The organism is Streptomyces sp. NPDC054783, from assembly GCF_053611725.1.
On the sequence record NZ_JBSHAY010000004.1, the window covers coordinates 410,221 to 426,185 of the forward strand.

Annotated in this window: 18 protein-coding genes and 1 pseudogene; 3 read left to right on the forward strand and 16 right to left on the reverse strand. The window is 72.4% G+C overall.

The window, feature by feature from the left end; all coding sequences use genetic code 11:
* Window positions 1-53 precede the first annotated feature (53 nt).
* The 8 genes and pseudogenes from ACWGJ5_RS11455 to ACWGJ5_RS11490 all read right to left on the reverse strand — a co-directional run bounded on the left by ACWGJ5_RS11455 (window position 54) and on the right by ACWGJ5_RS11490 (window position 7,565).
* Window positions 54-1,589 (reverse strand): DUF1996 domain-containing protein, encoded by a 1,536-nt coding sequence (locus tag ACWGJ5_RS11455; protein ID WP_453309504.1) that lies wholly within the window; start codon window positions 1,587-1,589, stop codon window positions 54-56.
* Between the two features lie 136 nt (window positions 1,590-1,725).
* Window positions 1,726-2,379, reverse strand: coding sequence for a LuxR C-terminal-related transcriptional regulator (locus tag ACWGJ5_RS11460; RefSeq protein ID WP_453309505.1), 654 nt, complete (start codon window positions 2,377-2,379; stop codon window positions 1,726-1,728).
* Complete coding sequence (locus ACWGJ5_RS11465; protein WP_453309506.1) at window positions 2,364-3,626, reverse strand: sensor histidine kinase; 1,263 nt, start codon at window positions 3,624-3,626, stop codon at window positions 2,364-2,366. Before ACWGJ5_RS11465 ends, ACWGJ5_RS11460 begins: the two co-directional genes overlap by 16 nt.
* Window positions 3,627-3,657: 31 nt before the next feature.
* Window positions 3,658-4,711: pseudogene (locus ACWGJ5_RS11470) on the reverse strand (NAD-dependent epimerase/dehydratase family protein).
* Window positions 4,712-4,786: 75 nt separating this feature from the next.
* Entirely contained in the window at window positions 4,787-5,374 is a 588-nt protein-coding gene (locus ACWGJ5_RS11475; RefSeq protein ID WP_453309507.1) for a winged helix-turn-helix domain-containing protein, read from the reverse strand.
* Between the two features lie 317 nt (window positions 5,375-5,691).
* On the reverse strand, window positions 5,692-5,820 hold the full coding sequence (locus tag ACWGJ5_RS11480; RefSeq protein ID WP_453309508.1) for a hypothetical protein: 129 nt from the start codon (window positions 5,818-5,820) through the stop codon (window positions 5,692-5,694).
* Between the two features lie 83 nt (window positions 5,821-5,903).
* The gene (gene glnII / locus ACWGJ5_RS11485; RefSeq protein WP_453309509.1) at window positions 5,904-6,935 is read right to left on the reverse strand and encodes a glutamine synthetase; all 1,032 of its coding nucleotides are present in this window, start codon (window positions 6,933-6,935) and stop codon (window positions 5,904-5,906) included.
* Between the two features lie 153 nt (window positions 6,936-7,088).
* Window positions 7,089-7,565, reverse strand: coding sequence for a MarR family winged helix-turn-helix transcriptional regulator (locus ACWGJ5_RS11490; protein ID WP_453309510.1), 477 nt, complete (start codon window positions 7,563-7,565; stop codon window positions 7,089-7,091).
* A 69-nt stretch (window positions 7,566-7,634) separates the two neighbouring features.
* Between ACWGJ5_RS11490 and ACWGJ5_RS11495 the strand changes: the two genes are divergently transcribed.
* On the forward strand, window positions 7,635-8,504 hold the full coding sequence (locus ACWGJ5_RS11495) for an alpha/beta fold hydrolase (protein ID WP_453309511.1): 870 nt from the start codon (window positions 7,635-7,637) through the stop codon (window positions 8,502-8,504).
* Between the two features lie 3 nt (window positions 8,505-8,507).
* Here the strand turns inward: ACWGJ5_RS11495 and ACWGJ5_RS11500 are convergent, their stop codons facing one another.
* The 5 genes from ACWGJ5_RS11500 to ACWGJ5_RS11520 form a co-directional block, all read right to left on the reverse strand.
* Window positions 8,508-9,257, reverse strand: coding sequence for a hypothetical protein (locus tag ACWGJ5_RS11500; RefSeq protein WP_453309512.1), 750 nt, complete (start codon window positions 9,255-9,257; stop codon window positions 8,508-8,510).
* Window positions 9,258-9,377: 120 nt separating this feature from the next.
* Window positions 9,378-9,746 (reverse strand): arsenate reductase family protein, encoded by a 369-nt coding sequence (locus tag ACWGJ5_RS11505; protein WP_453309513.1) that lies wholly within the window; start codon window positions 9,744-9,746, stop codon window positions 9,378-9,380.
* Window positions 9,747-9,771: 25 nt separating this feature from the next.
* Window positions 9,772-10,680, reverse strand: coding sequence for a PhzF family phenazine biosynthesis protein (locus tag ACWGJ5_RS11510; RefSeq protein WP_453309514.1), 909 nt, complete (start codon window positions 10,678-10,680; stop codon window positions 9,772-9,774).
* Window positions 10,673-11,248 (reverse strand): carboxymuconolactone decarboxylase family protein, encoded by a 576-nt coding sequence (locus ACWGJ5_RS11515; protein WP_453309515.1) that lies wholly within the window; start codon window positions 11,246-11,248, stop codon window positions 10,673-10,675. The genes ACWGJ5_RS11510 and ACWGJ5_RS11515 overlap by 8 nt, the downstream gene beginning before the upstream one ends.
* A gap of 100 nt (window positions 11,249-11,348) precedes the next feature.
* Window positions 11,349-11,711, reverse strand: a complete 363-nt coding sequence (locus tag ACWGJ5_RS11520) for a winged helix-turn-helix transcriptional regulator (protein ID WP_453309516.1) — start codon at window positions 11,709-11,711, stop codon at window positions 11,349-11,351.
* A 271-nt stretch (window positions 11,712-11,982) separates the two neighbouring features.
* Here ACWGJ5_RS11520 and ACWGJ5_RS11525 point away from each other — a divergent pair, with 271 nt between their 5' ends.
* Complete coding sequence (locus tag ACWGJ5_RS11525; RefSeq protein ID WP_453309517.1) at window positions 11,983-12,297, forward strand: hypothetical protein; 315 nt, start codon at window positions 11,983-11,985, stop codon at window positions 12,295-12,297.
* A gap of 70 nt (window positions 12,298-12,367) precedes the next feature.
* Here ACWGJ5_RS11525 and ACWGJ5_RS11530 read toward each other — a convergent pair whose 3' ends face one another.
* Window positions 12,368-14,017 carry an alpha/beta fold hydrolase gene (locus tag ACWGJ5_RS11530; RefSeq protein ID WP_453309518.1) on the reverse strand — a complete coding sequence of 550 codons (1,650 nt, stop codon included), beginning with the start codon at window positions 14,015-14,017 and terminating at the stop codon, window positions 12,368-12,370.
* Between the two features lie 136 nt (window positions 14,018-14,153).
* Here ACWGJ5_RS11530 and ACWGJ5_RS11535 point away from each other — a divergent pair, with 136 nt between their 5' ends.
* Window positions 14,154-14,432, forward strand: coding sequence for a hypothetical protein (locus ACWGJ5_RS11535; RefSeq protein WP_453309519.1), 279 nt, complete (start codon window positions 14,154-14,156; stop codon window positions 14,430-14,432).
* A 19-nt stretch (window positions 14,433-14,451) separates the two neighbouring features.
* Here the strand turns inward: ACWGJ5_RS11535 and pspAB are convergent, their stop codons facing one another.
* Together pspAB and htpX are read right to left on the reverse strand one after the other, a co-directional pair.
* Window positions 14,452-15,036, reverse strand: coding sequence for a PspA-associated protein PspAB (gene pspAB, locus ACWGJ5_RS11540; protein WP_453309520.1), 585 nt, complete (start codon window positions 15,034-15,036; stop codon window positions 14,452-14,454).
* A gap of 3 nt (window positions 15,037-15,039) precedes the next feature.
* Window positions 15,040-15,960 carry a zinc metalloprotease HtpX gene (htpX, locus tag ACWGJ5_RS11545; protein WP_453309521.1) on the reverse strand — a complete coding sequence of 307 codons (921 nt, stop codon included), beginning with the start codon at window positions 15,958-15,960 and terminating at the stop codon, window positions 15,040-15,042.
* Window positions 15,961-15,965: the final 5 nt, after the last annotated feature.

Sequence of the window (15,965 nt, forward strand, 5' to 3'; positions counted from 1 at the left end):
GTGACGGGAGGGGGGTCCGTCACCGGCCTCGCTGTGTGGCCCGTGTCAGGCGGTCATGCGCACTTCTGGCCGCTGTTGATGCAGTTGGCGATCCGGTTCGCCAGGCCGCCGGTCGTGACGCTGATGAAGTCGTCGTGGTCGGTGATCGGCTTGTGCAGCTCCTCCGGGAAGCCGTCGACCGCGTAGGCGTTCTTCACCGTGCCGTCCGCCTGGATGACGGGCTGCGGCACGTTGTAGACCAGACGCATCGTCAGCTGCGGGATCGCCTTGAAGCCGTTCGGGCAGACACCGCTCCCGGGGTCCGCGAAGGCCACGTGGGTGCGGTGGTTGGCACTGTCGATGTTCTGGCCGTCCCAGCAGCTCTGGAAGGCGAACGAGCGCACCACCTGGCTGCCTTGCGGGCAGATCGGGTACTTGTCGGTCAGCTGCACCCTGTTCTCGAAGCCGGTGCAGCTCCAGTGGGCGTTGGCGTTGGCCGGGCCGTTGACGAAGGCCTTGGCGTCACCGGTGATGATCCGCAGGAACTGCGGCATCGCGACGACCTTGCTCGCCGGGCTGCCCACGTACTTGATCTGGGCCTGCTGGGCGACCAGGATCTTGCCGACGTTGAGGTCCTTGCCACCGCCGTCCGCGTTCGCGTCCTTCTCCTGGGTGCCGTCCTGCTCGCGGATGACCGGCCAGTAGTACGCCGACAGGTCGTTGCGGTTCTGGCAGCTGGTGCCGCCCTGCAGGAACGTCTGGTTGCTGGAGAACGCGTTGACCTTCTGGTTGCCCACGTAGTCGTGCACGTGGTGGGCGCCGTTGGTCACGCCGGGCGCGACGATCACGTTGTCGCTGTTGTGGTTCTGGTTCGCGTTCACACCGCAGCGGGTGATGAACGTGCCCGTCGAGGCGTTGGGGGTCTGGTTCGGCTTGCCCTGGACGTTCGGTGCGACCTTGGTGATGTCCACGAAGTCCGCCGCGGCGGGCCCGTCACCGCCCTGGCCGCCGTTGTTGCCCTGCTGCTGGCCGCCTTGCTGCTGCTGACCTCCCTGCTGCTGGCCGCCCTGCTGTTGCTGACCGCCGCTGTTCTGCTGCTGGCCATCGCCGTTCCCCCCGGCGGTGGTCTGGTTGGCGGACTGCGTGGTGCACGCGGCGAGCTGCGACAGGGCGTTGTTGAAGCTGCCGCCGACGCGCTGGATGTCGATCCGGATCCGGTCGATCGTCGCCGCCCGCTTGTCCTTGAGCGGACCGACGATCGAGTTCTGCACGAAGCTCGGATCCTTGGCCTGGGCGTCGCGCGTGGAGGCGAGCCGGGTGTAGGCCTCGGTGATCTGCTTGTCGAGGTTCGACAGCTCCGTCGCCACGCCCTGGCGGGCCCGCCAGGGCACGTTCGTCAGCTTCTGGCCGACGTCCGGGCACGAGATGGTCGCGACCTGCGCCGTCGCGGCCTTCGTCTGGTTGCCTCCCCACGTCTGGTGGTTCGACTCGTGCGCAGAGGCGTAGAAGTTCGCCCAGATCAGCCCGCCCCCACCGAGCGCTAGGGCCGCCGATGCGGCTATGGCCTTGGTGGCCAGCGGCGTACGGCGTTTTCGTGTGTTGCGTCCCATGGAACTCCTCTGACTTCCTTGCGGGGCAGCATCGAGGCGCCCGACAGGAGTGAAGCGGCGCCCTTCCATACGGACGCCGCCCCAGAGGTGTTCACCGGTCTCACAAATTCCTCGCAGAAACAGGGGAGTTGGCTGGTCAGCGGTCCCGGTCCAGATAGGCGAGGACCGCCAGCACGCGCCGGTTGTCGTCGTCCGACACCTCCAGGCCCAGCTTGGCGAAGATGTTGGAGGTGTGCTTGGCGACGGCCCGTTCGGTCACCACCAGCTGGGCCGCGATGCCCGCGTTCGACCGGCCCTGCGCCATCAGCTCCAGCACCTCCAGCTCGCGCGGGGTGAGGCCCGCGAGCGGCCGGTCGTCTCCGGCCCGGCGGGACAGCAGCTGCTGGATCACCTGCGGGTCCATCGCCGTACCGCCGGCCGCGACCCGTCGTACGGCGTCGACGAACTGCTCGGCGTCGAACACCCGGTCCTTCAGCAGATACCCGATCCCGCCGCTTCCGTCGGCGAGCAGCTCGCGCGCGTACAACTGCTCCACGTGCTGGGAGAGCACCAGCACCGGCAGCCCGGGCCGGGCCCTGCGGGCCGCGAGCGCGCACTGCAGGCCCTCGTCGGTGTGCGTGGGCGGCAGCCGTACGTCGACCACGGCCACATCCGCGTCCAACTCTGCCAGCGCGCGGGAGAGTTCGGGGCCGGACTCGACGGCGGCCGCGATCTCGAAGTCGAAGGCCTCCAGCATCCGCACCAGCCCGTCGCGCAGCAGGAAGAGGTCTTCGGCTAGGACAACGCGCACGGGATCTCCATGGTCACCAGGGTGGGGCCGCCGACGGGGCTGCTGACGGCCAGGACGCCGTCGAATGTACCGAGCCGGCGTTCGACCCCGGCGAGACCCGACCCTGCGCCCACCGTCGCGCCGCCCCTGCCGTTGTCGGTGACCGTGATCCGCAGCCGGCCGTCGGCATGGTGCACGTCGACCCGGACCCGGTCGGCGCCGGAGTGCTTGGCGGCGTTGGTGAGCACCTCGCTGACCGCGAAGTAGGCCGCCGACTCCACCGGCGCGTCCGCCCGGCCGGGCAGCTCCACGGTCACCTCGGCCGGCAGCGGCAGCCGCAGCGCCAGCGCCCGTACGGCGTCGCCGAGTCCGCGTTCGGCGAGGACCGGCGGGTGGATGCCGCGCACCAGGTCGCGCAGTTCCTCCAGGGCCTCGGCGGAGTTCCGGCGGGCCTGGGCCAGCAGCTTCTTCGCCCGGGCCGGGTCCTGTTCCACCAGTATCTCGATGGTGCCGAGGTCCATGCCCATGGCGACCAGCCGGGCCTGCGCCCCGTCGTGGAGGTCGCGCTCGATGCGCCGCAGTTCGGCGGCGGAGGTGTCCACGGCGTCCCGCCGGGTCTCGGTCAACACCCGGACGCGCTCGGCGAGTTCCACGTCACCGCCGAGTACGGCCCGGGTGAGCCGGAAGTGCGCGGTCAGCGCTCGGGGGGTGTAGCGGAAGGCGACGACCAGGAGCCCGGCGGCCAGCACGGCGGCGGCCAGCGCGGTCAGGGGGCCGCCGACCGGCACGAAGAGATACCAGTACGGGCCGTCCTCCACGCGCCACAGCCCGGCCGCCACCGCGAACCCCTCGAACGGGTAGAACACCAGCAGGGCCGGGAGCAGTGCGGTGACGAAGCCCGCGGTCATGTCCACCGGCAGCCACAGCACGTCCCGCCGGACCTGCGGGTCCCGGAGCAGGGCGAAGGTGCGCGTCCAGGGGTTGGCACTGCTGGGCGGCGGCCGGTACGCCACCGGGATCCGCACCCCGCACCACTCCGCCGCGAGCTTCCTGCGGGCGTCCGCGAGGGCCCGTACGCCGGTCAGGACGGCCGGGGTCGTGACGAGCCCGACACCGACGGGGATGAGCGCGACGGAGACGAGGGTCAGGACGAGGAACGCCACACCGCAGGGCAGCACGGCCACGGACAGCGTCAGCCCCTGTACGGCGGCCAGTACCGCGCTGCGGGCCCGGGTGCGGAAGTCGTCGCTTTCGGTGTCGGTGTTCATGCCGTCAGTCTTGCCGACGGCCGTGCCCACGTCAGTCGTCCGAAGTCGCCTCTTCGGGGGTGGTGCCAGGTACACCCCCGCCCCCGGCCAGCACCTTCGCCTCCACCTCCGGATCGACGCCCGGGGCCGTCCGGCCGGGCCGCATCGGCGCCTCGCCGCCGGTCTCCGTCAGCCAGCGCCAGGTGTCCGCCACGGTCTGTGCGGCCGGCCGGCACACCAGACCGGTCGCCAGTGCCCGTGACACGTCGGTGCGGTGCACGCAGTCGTACAGCTCGGTGCCCGGCGGCACCCACACCGGCAGCTCGGTCCACGGTTCGATCCCGGCGGCCAGGATCGGCTCCGGGTCGGTCCAGCGCAGCTCGGCGTCCGCGCCGGTGACGCGGCACACAGAGGTCGAGCAGCTCGCCCATGGTGCTGTGCCCCGGCGGGCCGATCAGGTCGTACGGCCCGCTCAGCGACTGTTCCACCGCGCCGAGGAGCCATGCGGCCAGGTCGCGGGCGTCGATGAACTGCACCGGCAGCTCGCGCGGCCCGGGGGCAAGCACGGGGCCGCCGCGGGCGATCCGGGTCAGCCACCAGGGCAGCCGGCCGACGTTCTCGTGCGGGCCGAGGATCAGCCCCGCCCGCACCAGCAGCGAGTCCCGCTCGCCGAAGGCCTCGACGGCGGCCAGTTCACCGCCCCGCTTGTCGCGCGGGTAGTCGGTCGGCCCCGCGTCGGCCGCGGCGCCCTCGACCGGCGCCCCGGCCTCGGCGGCCCCGCCGAGGCTCGGCCAGGGCCAGGCGTACACGGACCGGCTGGAGACGTACACGTACCGCGCGGCACGGCCCCGCAGCAGCCGTGCCGCCGCGAGCACGGCACGCGGCTCGGCCGACCAGGTGTCGATCACGGCGTCCCAGGAGCCGGCATCGGCGGCGAGCGCGGCCAGGCCGTCCGGGGCGGTGCGGTCGCCGTGCAACGACCGTACCCCGGGCGGAGGTTGGTGCCGCCCCCGGTGGAAGACGGTCACCTCCCAGCCGCGCCCCAGCGCCGCCTGGGCGACCGCCCGCCCCACGAACTCCGTACCGCCCAGCACCAGAAGTCTCATACCGGGATCGTGCCTGCTCCGGGCGAGTGGCGGCAGGGGACTCTGCCGAGGGCAGAGCCGCTCGTCCAACCGCGGTCAGCGGCCGGTCGGCGGGGTGTACTTGTAGCCGACCCGGCGCACCGTCCGGATCGCCTGGCGGTGCTCGGCGCCCAGCTTGCGGCGCAGCCGGGCGATGTGCACGTCGACGGTGCGGCCGTCCCCGACGTGGCCGTAGCCCCACACCGTGGTGACCAGCTGGTCGCGGGTGTGCACCCGGTGCGGATGGGCCACCAGGTGCGCGAGCAGTTCGAACTCCAGGTAGGTCAGGTCGAGTTCACGGCCGTCGACGCGGGCGGTGCGCCGCACGGGGTCGATCCGCACCAGCGGCTCGCCGCCCGCCAGGGCGCCCGCATCGGCGGCCCTCTCCGGCTGGTCCGGCACCGCTACCGGCAGGAACGGCGGGTGCTGGTCGGCCGGGACCAGCACCAGGTAGCCGACCATCGGCGGCTGTCCGGGCAGGGTCGGCAGGGTGTGCTGCGGCGCGGGCAGCCAGGTGGCACCCGGCGGCAGGAGGTCCGCGACGCCGACCACCTCGTCCCGGTCGACGGCGCGCAGCCGGTGCCGGGCGGGGGCGGTGGGGGCGGAGGCGGGGGAGGCGGGGGAGAGGGAACGAGTGGTCGCCATGAGAGGTCAGCTCTTTCGCGCGAGAGGTTCGTCGGTCGAGGCGACGGCCGCGATTCGTGTCGGGGCGCGCCGGGGGACGTACGTCGTTCCGCGCTGGCCGAAGGCCGGGGGTTACGGCTTTAGAGGGCCCGCGCGTTCACCGCGCGGCAACACACCCGGTCGAAGTCGTGGTGCTGACGGGAAGGCCAGAAGGGCTCGAGGTCATGGCGACCCGTCGCGGTGTACTTCTGGAAGCCGGCCATGGGCCCATTGAAGCAGACGCGGGCGCCGGACAGGACCCTGCGTGAAATGTCGTCTCGTCATCCGGACAACGCCGTTCAGCCGACCACCGTCGCGGTCGCCGGCAACGTCCGCGCCGCCGCGCGCGGTACGTAGCCCGGGTGCAGGTCGTCGTCCCCCGCCAGGCCGGCGGCGACCCGGCGCCCCGACTCGGCGATCCGCCGCACCGGGGCCACGGCGAATGGGCCGCACGATACGCAGCAGGGGCGCCCGCCATGACGGCGGGCGCCCCTGTCGGAAGCGGGACGGATCAGACCTGGCCGGCCTTCTCCAGCGCGGTGCAGCAGGTGTCCACCAGCAGGCGGGTCACCACGTACGGGTCGACGTTGGCGTTCGGACGGCGGTCCTCGATGTAGCCCTTGCCGTCCTTCTCGACCTGCCACGGGATACGGACCGAGGCACCGCGGTCGGAGACGCCGTAGGAGTACTTGTCCCACGGGGCGGTCTCGTGCAGCCCCGTCAGGCGCTCGTCGATGCCGGCGCCGTAGTTCTTGACGTGGTCCAGTGGCTTGGAGCCCTCGCCGAGCGACTCGCACGCGGTGATGATCGCGTCGTAGCCCTCGCGCATGGCCTTGGTGGAGAAGTTGGTGTGCGCGCCCGCGCCGTTCCAGTCGCCCTTGACCGGCTTGGGGTCGAGGGTCGCGGAGATGCCGAAGTCCTCGGCGGTGCGGTACAGCAGCCAGCGGGCCACCCACAGCTGGTCGGAGACCTCCAGCGGGGAGACCGGGCCGACCTGGAACTCCCACTGGCCGGGCATCACCTCGGCGTTGATGCCCGAGATGGCGAGACCCGCCTTCAGGCAGTTGTCCAAGTGGGCCTCGACGATCTCGCGGCCGAAGATCTCGTCGGCGCCGACACCGCAGTAGTAGCCGCCCTGCGGGGCCGGGAACCCGCCCTCGGGGAAGCCCAGCGGGCGGGTGCCGTCGAAGAAGGTGTACTCCTGCTCGATGCCGAAGACCGGCTCCTGCGCGGCGAACCGCTCGGCGACCTCGGCCAGCGCGGCACGCGTGTTGGACCGGTGCGGGGTCATGTCGATGTCGAGGACCTCACACAGCACCAGGACGTCGTCGCCGCCGCGGATCGGGTCCGGGCAGGTGAAGACCGGCTTGAGCACGCGGTCCGAGGAGTGGCCCTCGGCCTGGTTGGTGGAGGAGCCGTCGAAGCCCCAGACCGGCAGCGCGTCGAGACCGGCCGGGGTACCCGTGATGATCTTCGTCTTGGAACGGAGCTTGGCCGTCGGCGCGGTGCCGTCGATCCAGATGTACTCAGCCTTGAAGGTCACGGGGGCCACATCCTTAGAGGGTCGGGCGCACTCGGTGCGGGTGCTGCGGCGCTGCGGCACTGGGGCGCCGCTCGAACTGCCGGGCAGCCTGTCAACAGGCGGTTTCCCGTCCATTGCCCTTGTGTGAACCCCGTGTTACCTGGTCGTTCTGTGTCACGACTCACGTTGTGAGGTGCCGGTGGGCGGGGTATGGGCGCCGTCCGCGGCGGCCTGCCGCACCCCGTCGAGGAAGTCCCGGATCGCGGCCCGCTGATGGTCGTCGTAGCCGCGCAGCAGCTCCAGCGACCGCTCGATCAGTGGCCCGAAGAACGCCCAGCCGAGTTCCACGGCGCTGTCCGTCACCTCCACGACGACCCTGCGTCGATCGCTCGGCCCGCGCGTCCGCCGTACCCGACCCGCCCGCTCCAGCCGGTCCAGCAGCGCTGTCGTGCCGGCCGAGTTGAGCCCGAGCGCGGTCCCGAGCCGCCCGGCGGTCAGCTCCTCGCCCGCGCGCCGCGCGTCCATGAGTGCGATCAGGGCGCGTACGTCCGTCGGATGCATGCCGTTCTGCTGAGCGAACCGGCCGCTGTGCAGGCCGAGTTCGACGGCGACGGCACGCAGCAGATGGACGGTCTCCAGGTCGGACTGCACGCGGGGCCTCCCCGGCTATCGTCTCGCTCGACGAGTATCTTGCCGAACGAGATAATAGGGGGCGGTTCCGTGGCCGGAGACACCGGATACGACAGCGAGGCCTTCCGGGTTGCGTACGACAAGGTCCTGGCGAAATGGCCCGCCGAGCGGGAGGCGCTGACCGTCGCCACGCCCTTCGGTGACACGCGCGTCAACACCTGCGGCCCCCGCGACGCGCCCCCGCTGGTCCTGCTCCCGGGCGGTGGTGGGGCCACCTCCGTCTCCTGGTACGCCCAGGTCGCGGAGCTGGCCCGGGTGCGCCGGGTGCACGCGGTCGACGTGATCGGCGCCCCGGGCCTGAGCGTCCCGGCCGGCGACCGCCACCCCCGTGCGGTCGCCGACCTGACGCTCTGGCTGGACGCGGTCCTGGACGGCCTGGGCACCGCCTCGGCCGACCTGGGCGGGCACTCGTACGGCGGCTGGATCGCCCTCCACTACGCCCTGCACGCCCCGGCCCGGACACGCCGCCTGTTCCTCCTGGACCCGACCCAGTGCTTCGCCGGGTTCAAGGCGGCGTATCTGCTGCACGCCCTGCCGATGCTGCTGCGGCCCACGCCCCGCCGGGCCCGCGCCTTCCTGGAGTGGGAGACCGGGGGAGGGGCGCCCCTGGACCCGGACTGGCTCGCCCTCCAGGAGGCGGCCGTCGGCTTCCCGGCGGCGAAGCCGGTGACCGGCCCGCGCCCGGCACCGGACGCGCTGCGGGCCCTGGAGGCCCGGGCCCTGCTGCTCGTGGCCGCGAACAGCAGGACCCATGACCCCCGCGAGGTTGCTGCCAGGGCGACTGCACTGCTGCCGCGCGTGGAGACGGCCGTACTACCGGGCCTCTCGCACCACGCGCTGCCGCAGGCGGCACCCCCCGCCCTGGCCGGCCGCCTCACCGCATTCCTGGCCGGTCCCTGAACCTCACCCCACCTTCTCGATCCGGGCGTGCCGGATGAGGAACTTGCCGGGCTCCCGGACCTGTTCGAAGGCCGCGTTGTTCAGCAGCACACAGCTTCCCGAGACGGAGGTGACCTTCACCGTCGTGGACTTGTTGTTGTCCAGGTTGGTCACCTTCAGGGTCGTACCCGCCGGGAACTGGTCGCTGGACGCGGCCGGGGCGCCGGCCTCACCGGAGAGCGTGACCGTGGAGCCGTTGCAGACCTGCTGACCGGAAGCCGCGGCGGCGCCACCGCCGTTGTTCCCCCCGGCGGCGGACTGCGAGGGCTGCGCGCTCTGCTGGCCGGCGCCCTGCTGGCCGGCGCTCTGCTGGCCGGCGCTCTGCTGGCCGGCCTGCTGCCCCGCGCCCTGCTGGCCGTTCTGCGCCTGCTGCCCGGTCTGGGAGCCCTGAGCCGACTCCCCAACCGTGCAACCGGCCGCCTTCTGCTGGACCTCGATCTGTTTGATGACCGCCTCGCGGTTGGCGATCCGGGCTGCCGACTGCGCGTCCGGATGCGCCTTTTGGTCCGCGATGAACCGGTCGTTGTTGCCGTGGGCCGTGGCCAGTCCCTGGCACACCGTCGAGTCCCCGGCGGACAGCGTCTTCGCGTTGTGCGCGGGCTGCGCGGCGTTGGACGTGGTCGCCAGTGCGAAGGCCCCGCCGCCCGCCACCGCCGCGGCGCTGACGAGCAGTGCGATCTTCTTCTTCGTGCCGAGAGTTCTCCTGCGCGACATGCGCGCCTCCTGAAGAGGTAGGGGAGCGTACGCCGCTATGTACGAGATACCGAACGAGGTTACTCAGCGGTTGCAGGAGTAAGTGAAGTGGGCTGCGTCACAGGACAGTTGGGCGTCGGCTCAGCTCTTGTTGTGCGACAGGGCCTCGCGTACCGCGTCCTCGGAGCGGGCCACCAGGGCCGTTCCGTCGTCGGCGGTGATGATCGGCCGCTGGATGAGCTTCGGGTGCTCGGCGAGCGCGGTGATCCACCGGTCACGGGAAGTCTCGTCCCGCGCCCATTCCCCGAGCCCCAGTTCCTTGGCCTCGGCCTCCGCCGTGCGGGTGATGTCCCACGGTTCGAGGTTCAGCCGCTCCAGCACGGCCCTGATCTCGTCCTCGCTGGGTACGTCCTCCAGATAGCGGCGGACGGTGTACTCGGCTCCCTCGGCGTCGAGCAGGCTGATGGCGCTGCGGCACTTGGAGCAGGCCGGATTGATCCAGATTTCCATGCGGGACACGGTACGCCAAGGCCCGCTACCGCCCGGTGATGCCGGTATCCGCCGGGAGCCGGACCATGCCCGTCACGATCGCGGCGCCGCCCACGCGCACGAGCCGTGCGGGCGCGCCCGGGGACGGCGGCTCCGTTGTGGCGGTGATGGCGGACGGGGAGCCGAGGGCGTCCCCCAGGTCGACGGTGACGCCGGCCGGGTGCGTGCCGGCGAGGTGGGCGGCGAGGCAGCCGGTGCTGTTGGCGTTCGCGATGTCCTCGGGCACACCGATCGACGGTGCGAACATACGGGCCGCGAGGCGCCTTGTGTGGTCCGTCGGCTGTGTGTACACATAGCAGCCGAGCAGCCCGCCGCGGTCGCAGGCCGCGCGCAGCCGGTCGAAGTCCGGTGCCAGCGAGTCGAGAACGGGCCGCGCGGGCACCGGGACGAGCAGCCGCGGCCGTCCCGCCGAGGCCACGCGGAGGGGACCGGGCAGGGTCCGCCCGGCGAGACCCAGGGCATCGAGGACCGCTTCCGGTTCGCCGGGCCCAGGTGTGCGCAGGCCGACGGGGCCCAGGGTGAACTCCGCGGTGAGCCTCCCGTTGTCGCGGACGGCCCGGCCGGTGAAGACGCGTTCCCGGGTGCGGAGGGTCGCCCGGTACTCCCGCCCTCCGGCCCGCTCGGCCAGATGGGCCAGCGCGGCGACCGTCCCGTGGCCGCAGGCCGGCAGCTCCCCGGTGGCGGTGAAGAACCGCAGGGTCACTTCGGGACCCTCGGCGCCGGCGTCACGCGTGGCGACGAAGACCGCGTGGGAGGTGCCCGCCAGAACCGGAACGGCCCGCCGGGCGGCGTCGTCCAGGCCGGTTTCCGGCAGTACCGCGGTGGGGCTGCCGCCCATGCCGCCTCGTACGCAGGCGTGCACCATCGTCACGTGCGGCACGGTGTCGTCAGGCATGTGGGTGTCCTTCGGCCGGGAACGCGGCGGCCCAGGGTTCCGCCTCCAGCAGCAGACCGTTGGCCAGCCGGCTGATGGTGCGGTACCAGCCCGCCAGGACCAGGAACTCCAGCAGTTGGGCGTCGTCGTAGTGGGTGCGCAGGCCGTCCCGGGCGGCGTGCGAGAGGTGGGCCGTGTCGTGCAGCTCGTCGACCGCGTCGAGCAGGGCGCGGTGGCGCGGCGGCCATGGGGCACCGGTCGCGGGGTCCGGCTGGGCCGTCGCCCGGAGCTGCTCCGGGCTCAGGCCGGCCCGTTCGGCGAGGGCGGCGGCATGCACGCCCCACTCGTAGGCGCAGCCGGCGCGTGCCGTGCCCCGGGCGATGACGAGCTCGCGGTCGGGGGCGGGGAGCAGGCCGTGGCCCAGCGGTCCGGCGCCCAGTGCGAACATCCGCGAGGCCAGCTCGGGGTGACGGTGCAGCACCCGGAACAGGGTGATCGGTTCATGCCCCACGCCCGGCGGCATCCAGCGGCGCAGCGCCCGGTCGATCGGGTCGGGGTAGGGCGGGGTGAGCGGTTCGATGCGCGGCACGCGACACCTCCTGCTTCGATTTCCGAATCATCCTCGCGCTTCGATTTCAGAAGCGCAAGGGTTCGCCGGCAGCCGGACGGCGAGCACTGGACGAGGAGTGTCAGTCGCCGGCGTCCGGATGCTCGTCCGTGTCCTCGGCGAGGGCTTCCGCCCACCGGCCCGACCAGCGGACGAGCGGCCGCAGGGCGGTGCACGCCTCGGTGCCGAGCGGGGTGAGGGCGTACTCCGTGCCGTCCCGCTGGGTCACGAGCCCCGCCTCGGTCAGTTCGAGGAGCCGCCCGCGCAACACGCTGGAGGACATGCCGTCGCAGCGCTGCTGCAGCGCACGGAAGCCGGTGGGCCCCTCGTGGAGTTCCCAGAGGATGCGCAGGGTCCAGCGCCGCCCGAACAGGTCGAGCGCCGCCATCAGGGGGCGGCCGGTGGCCGAGCCCCGGACCGGCCGGCCGGGTCTGGGTGTCGTCATGCCGTCCGCGCAATCTGCCTGGTGCTTCGGTTTTCGAAACCGTAACATGCGGGCGCCGACGCCTCCGCCGGACGGCTCTGTTCGAATTGACGCCGACTCACCCGCCTCTTGGGGAACTGGCGTGACGTAACGACAATTTCCGTGCTGAGCTGGAGCTTTGGCGGACTCGCGGGCTCCGCCGTTGTCAGTGCCCGGCGGTAGACTGGAAGCAGTGTTCGAGGGTGTCGCCGGGCTGTCCGGCCGGTGCCCTGACCGCGACAGGAGGATGCCCGTGCCCGCTGCCGCCCTGAAGCCGAAGCCGTTGCCCACCCAGTCCACCGCCCAGCACCCCGTGCTGTTCGACTCGCCGTACGCGCCCGTGGCGAAGCGGCCCCTGCCGGCCGGACGGCCGCGCGAGTGGTACGTCACCCACAACCGCCGCCTGAAGGCCATGCGCCTCGCCATAGCCCTGCTCGACTCGGGCATCTACCTGCCGGCCCAGGCCCGCGACGACAAGATCCGCAGCAAGGCGGAGGAGATCGGCATGCGCCCGCCGTCCGACACCACCTGCCACATGGTCCGGGCGTTCATGCGCTACAGCCGCTGACAGCCGGGACCGGCGCCGGGTGCCCTGCCCCGCGAGGGGGCGCCCGGCGCCGCAGGGCCCGCGGGATCGCTCAGCCGTAGCGCTCCAGCAGTCCGCGCACATACCCCTCCGTGCGCGCGCCCAGCACCTCGGACGTCAGGTCCGTACGGCCGAGACCGCGCCACGGTCCGGCCAGTTTCTCCGCGCCGGACGCGTAGTGGAGGGCGTCCAGCAGTCGCCAGTACAGATGGTCCCGGCCGTCGGCGAGGCCGTGGCCGCCCCGCCGCTCGTACCGGTCCCGGAAGGCCAGCCCGTGCTCCGGGCCGTGCAGCAGGGCCAGCGCGGTCGAGCAGTGGGCCACGTCCAGGTCGGCCGGACCCCAGGAGGTCTCCACCCAGTCGACGACCCCGCTGATCCGCACGTCCTCGCCCGTGCCCGTGAAGAGCACGTTCCCCGGGTGGTAGTCCCGGTGCAGAAAGCGCCCCCGGTACGGCGGCGGGTCCCGGCGGATGACGTCCACGGCGCGTTCCCACAGCTCCCCCGCCGGAGTGCGCACGTTCTCGGGTGGGGTCCACGCCTGGTAGGTGCGGGGTTGCTCCGGCGGAACCACCGCGTGGATCCTGACCAGTTGGGCCGCCAGCAGATCGAGCCGCCGGTCCAGCGCCCCGCCGCCCTGCCCGTCCTCCTCGTCCACCAGGATCCGGCCCGGCAGCCTGGTCATCAGCAGGGAGGGGTGGTCGCAGTGCTCGGCCGTGGCGTCCACGGCGACCAGGGCCGGGGCCGGGACGCCCTCCTCCGCGGCGAGCAGTCCGAGGACCGCGGCCTCCCGGGACAGCAGCCCGGGCGCGTGCCGCCGGAAGAAGGGCTTCACGAAGGTGCGCAGCACCAGCTCCACCCCGTTGTCGAGGGTGAGCCCGCGCATCTGCGACGACCAGCCGCCCCGGAGCATCCGGGCGTCCGTGACGGTACGGCCCTCGGGCAGCTGCTTGGCCGTCCAGGCCCGGGTCGCCGCCCAGCCCCGCTCTCCGTCGAGCCCGCTCACCAGCGCCGCCACCAACTCGCGCCGGTCCTCGGCATGGTCGCAGAACCACAGCCCCAACCGGTGCTCCGCCTCCGGGAGTTCGAAGCGGGTGTACCGGGCCCGTGCGGACAGAGCGTCCTGCACCGCCTCCGTCACGGCCGGCGGGATGACCGCGTCGCTGCCCGGGACCGCCAGCACCGCCCGGCCCCCGTACGTCCGGAACGCCTCCAGCGCGGGCGAGGTCCGCCAGCCGTCCGGCGTGCGGATGATCTCGCTGAACCGGCCCTGACGGTTCTCGAACGGCACGTCCCAGGCCTCGGGGGCGTAGACGGCGGGCGAGCACAGCCCGACGGCCGCCACCCGGGGGCCGTAGTGCCGTACGAGATCGGCGACCGTCTGGCCGCTCATGCTGAAGCCGACCAGAACCAGCGGATCGTCCGCCGGTGCGTGTGCGTCGAGCACCGCGACCGCCTGCTCGAACCGTCGGCGCAGGCTCAGTTCGGCGAGCGAGCCCGTGCTCTCGCCGTGGCCCGAGAAGTCGAACGCCAGGGCGTGGCAGCCGTGCCCGGCGAACTCCGTGAGCAGGGGCAGCAGGCGCTGCTTGCTGCCGTTGCCCGCGCCGTGCAGCAGCACCGCCGTGGCCCGGCCCGGTGGACCCGCGGCCACGCCACTGAGCCGTTCGCCGTCGAAGTCGTAAGTGAATGCGGAGAGTTCGCTCATGGGGTCATTCACTCACGGCGGCCCCCCGCCGGGCGGAAAACGGGATGCGGTCGCCGCCACGGCCTCCCTACGCTGAACAAACGGCACGAAGCCGACACACTCCACCCCCGCCACACTCACCCCACGGAGGTCCGTCATGCGTGGCATCGTCGCATCCGGGACCGTCGTCCTGGTGATCCTCGGAATCGGAAACCATCTGTGGTGGCTCGCCGCCGTCGCGCTGCTCTACCTGTACGCGACGCATGGACGTGGTTCTCCCGGCACGCCACCACCCGCCGGCGCGGGCACCCCGCCCACGCCGGAGAACTACCGCGCCTACCGCGAGCGCCGGGACCGGCTGGCGAAGTGGGAGCGCCGCTACCGCCGGGAACGGCCCTTCGAGACCCGCCGGCAGCAGCGTGAGAAGAGCAGGTAAGGGCGTGGGGCGGCCCCGGTCACAGGCCGGGGGCGCCCCATACCGGGAACCAGCGGCCGAGGTCCTGCTCGATCCGCAGATCGCTCGCGAGCGCCGCCCTCACCTGGAGCTCCAGCGCGTTGTCCCGCCGCTCGGCAGCGCCGGGCAGGGGAGCGAAGGGGTAGAAGGTGCCCCGCTTGTAGAGGTAGACCAGCGCCAGCTTGCGGCCGTCGTCGTCCGTGAAGGCGGCCAGTGAGCACAGCAGCTGCGGGCCGAAGCCGTTGATCTCCATCGCGCTGTTCACCGCGTGCAGGTCGTTGACCAGCTCCGGCAGCTGCTCGGGGCTGCGCGCGGACACCAGCCAGGAGTAGCCGTAGCCGTCCCGGCGCAGCTCCACCGGCAGTCCGCCGCGGTCGCTGTCCGCGTCCAGCAGCGCCTGCACCTCCCGGTGGGTCTGCTCGAAGGCCGCGCCCTCCACCGTGGCGAAGCACACCGCGCCGGTCCCGGTCGCTGTGAAACCGGCCGCGGCCTGCAGGGTCACGGCCGCCGAGGGCAGCGCGAAGAGCTGGTCGAGATCGGGCGCGACCGGTTTCGTACGGCCCAGCAGGATGTCGAGCAACCCCAACGCTCAGCCCGCCTTCCCGGGAGTGGTGGCCTCGCCCAGCTCCGCCGAGATCCGGCCCAGCTGTTCCAGTCGCTGCTCCAGGGTCGGGTGCGTGGAGAAGATCCGCTCGATGCCCGGCTCCTTGCCGGTCGCCGGGGTGAAGTAGAAGGCGTTGAAGGCCTGGGCGGTGCGCAGGTCCTTGCTCGGGATCCGGGCGATGTCCCCGGTGACCTTGGTGAGCGCCGAGGCGAGGGCCGACGGGCGGCCGGTGAGATGCGCGGCCGCGCGGTCCGCCGCCAGCTCCCGGTACCGGGACAGCGCCCGGATCAGCAGGAAGCTGATCGCGTACACCGCCGCGGAGACGCCCATGATCGCGGCGAAGACGGCGGCGGTGTTCTGGTCCCTGCGGCCCCCGCCGAAGAGCTGCGAGTAGAAGGCGAACCGCACGATCAGGCCCGCCAGCACACCGAGGAAGGACGCGACCGTGATCACGGCGACGTCCTTGTGCGCCACGTGCGACAGCTCGTGCGCCAGCACGCCCTCCAGCTCGGCCGGCTCCAGCCGCCGTAGCAGCCCCGTGGTCACACAGACCACGGCGTGGTCGGGATTACGGCCGGTCGCGAACGCGTTCGGCATGTCCATGTCGGACACCGCGACCACCGGTTTGGGCATGTCCGCGATCGCGCACAGCCGGTCGATCACCGCGTGCAGCTCGGGATACTCCTCGCGCTCCACGACCCGGCCGTGCATCGCGAACATGGCGATCCGGTCGGAGAACCAGAACTGTGCGACGAACATCGCCCCGACCACCACGACGACCAGCACCCAGGACCTCAGCAGCGCGATCAGCGCGGCGACGAAGCCCACGTACAGCAGACCGAGCAGGAACATCGTCAGACCCATGCGCACGGTCAGCCGTCGGTCGCTCCGGAAGCGGCTCTGCATCTTGC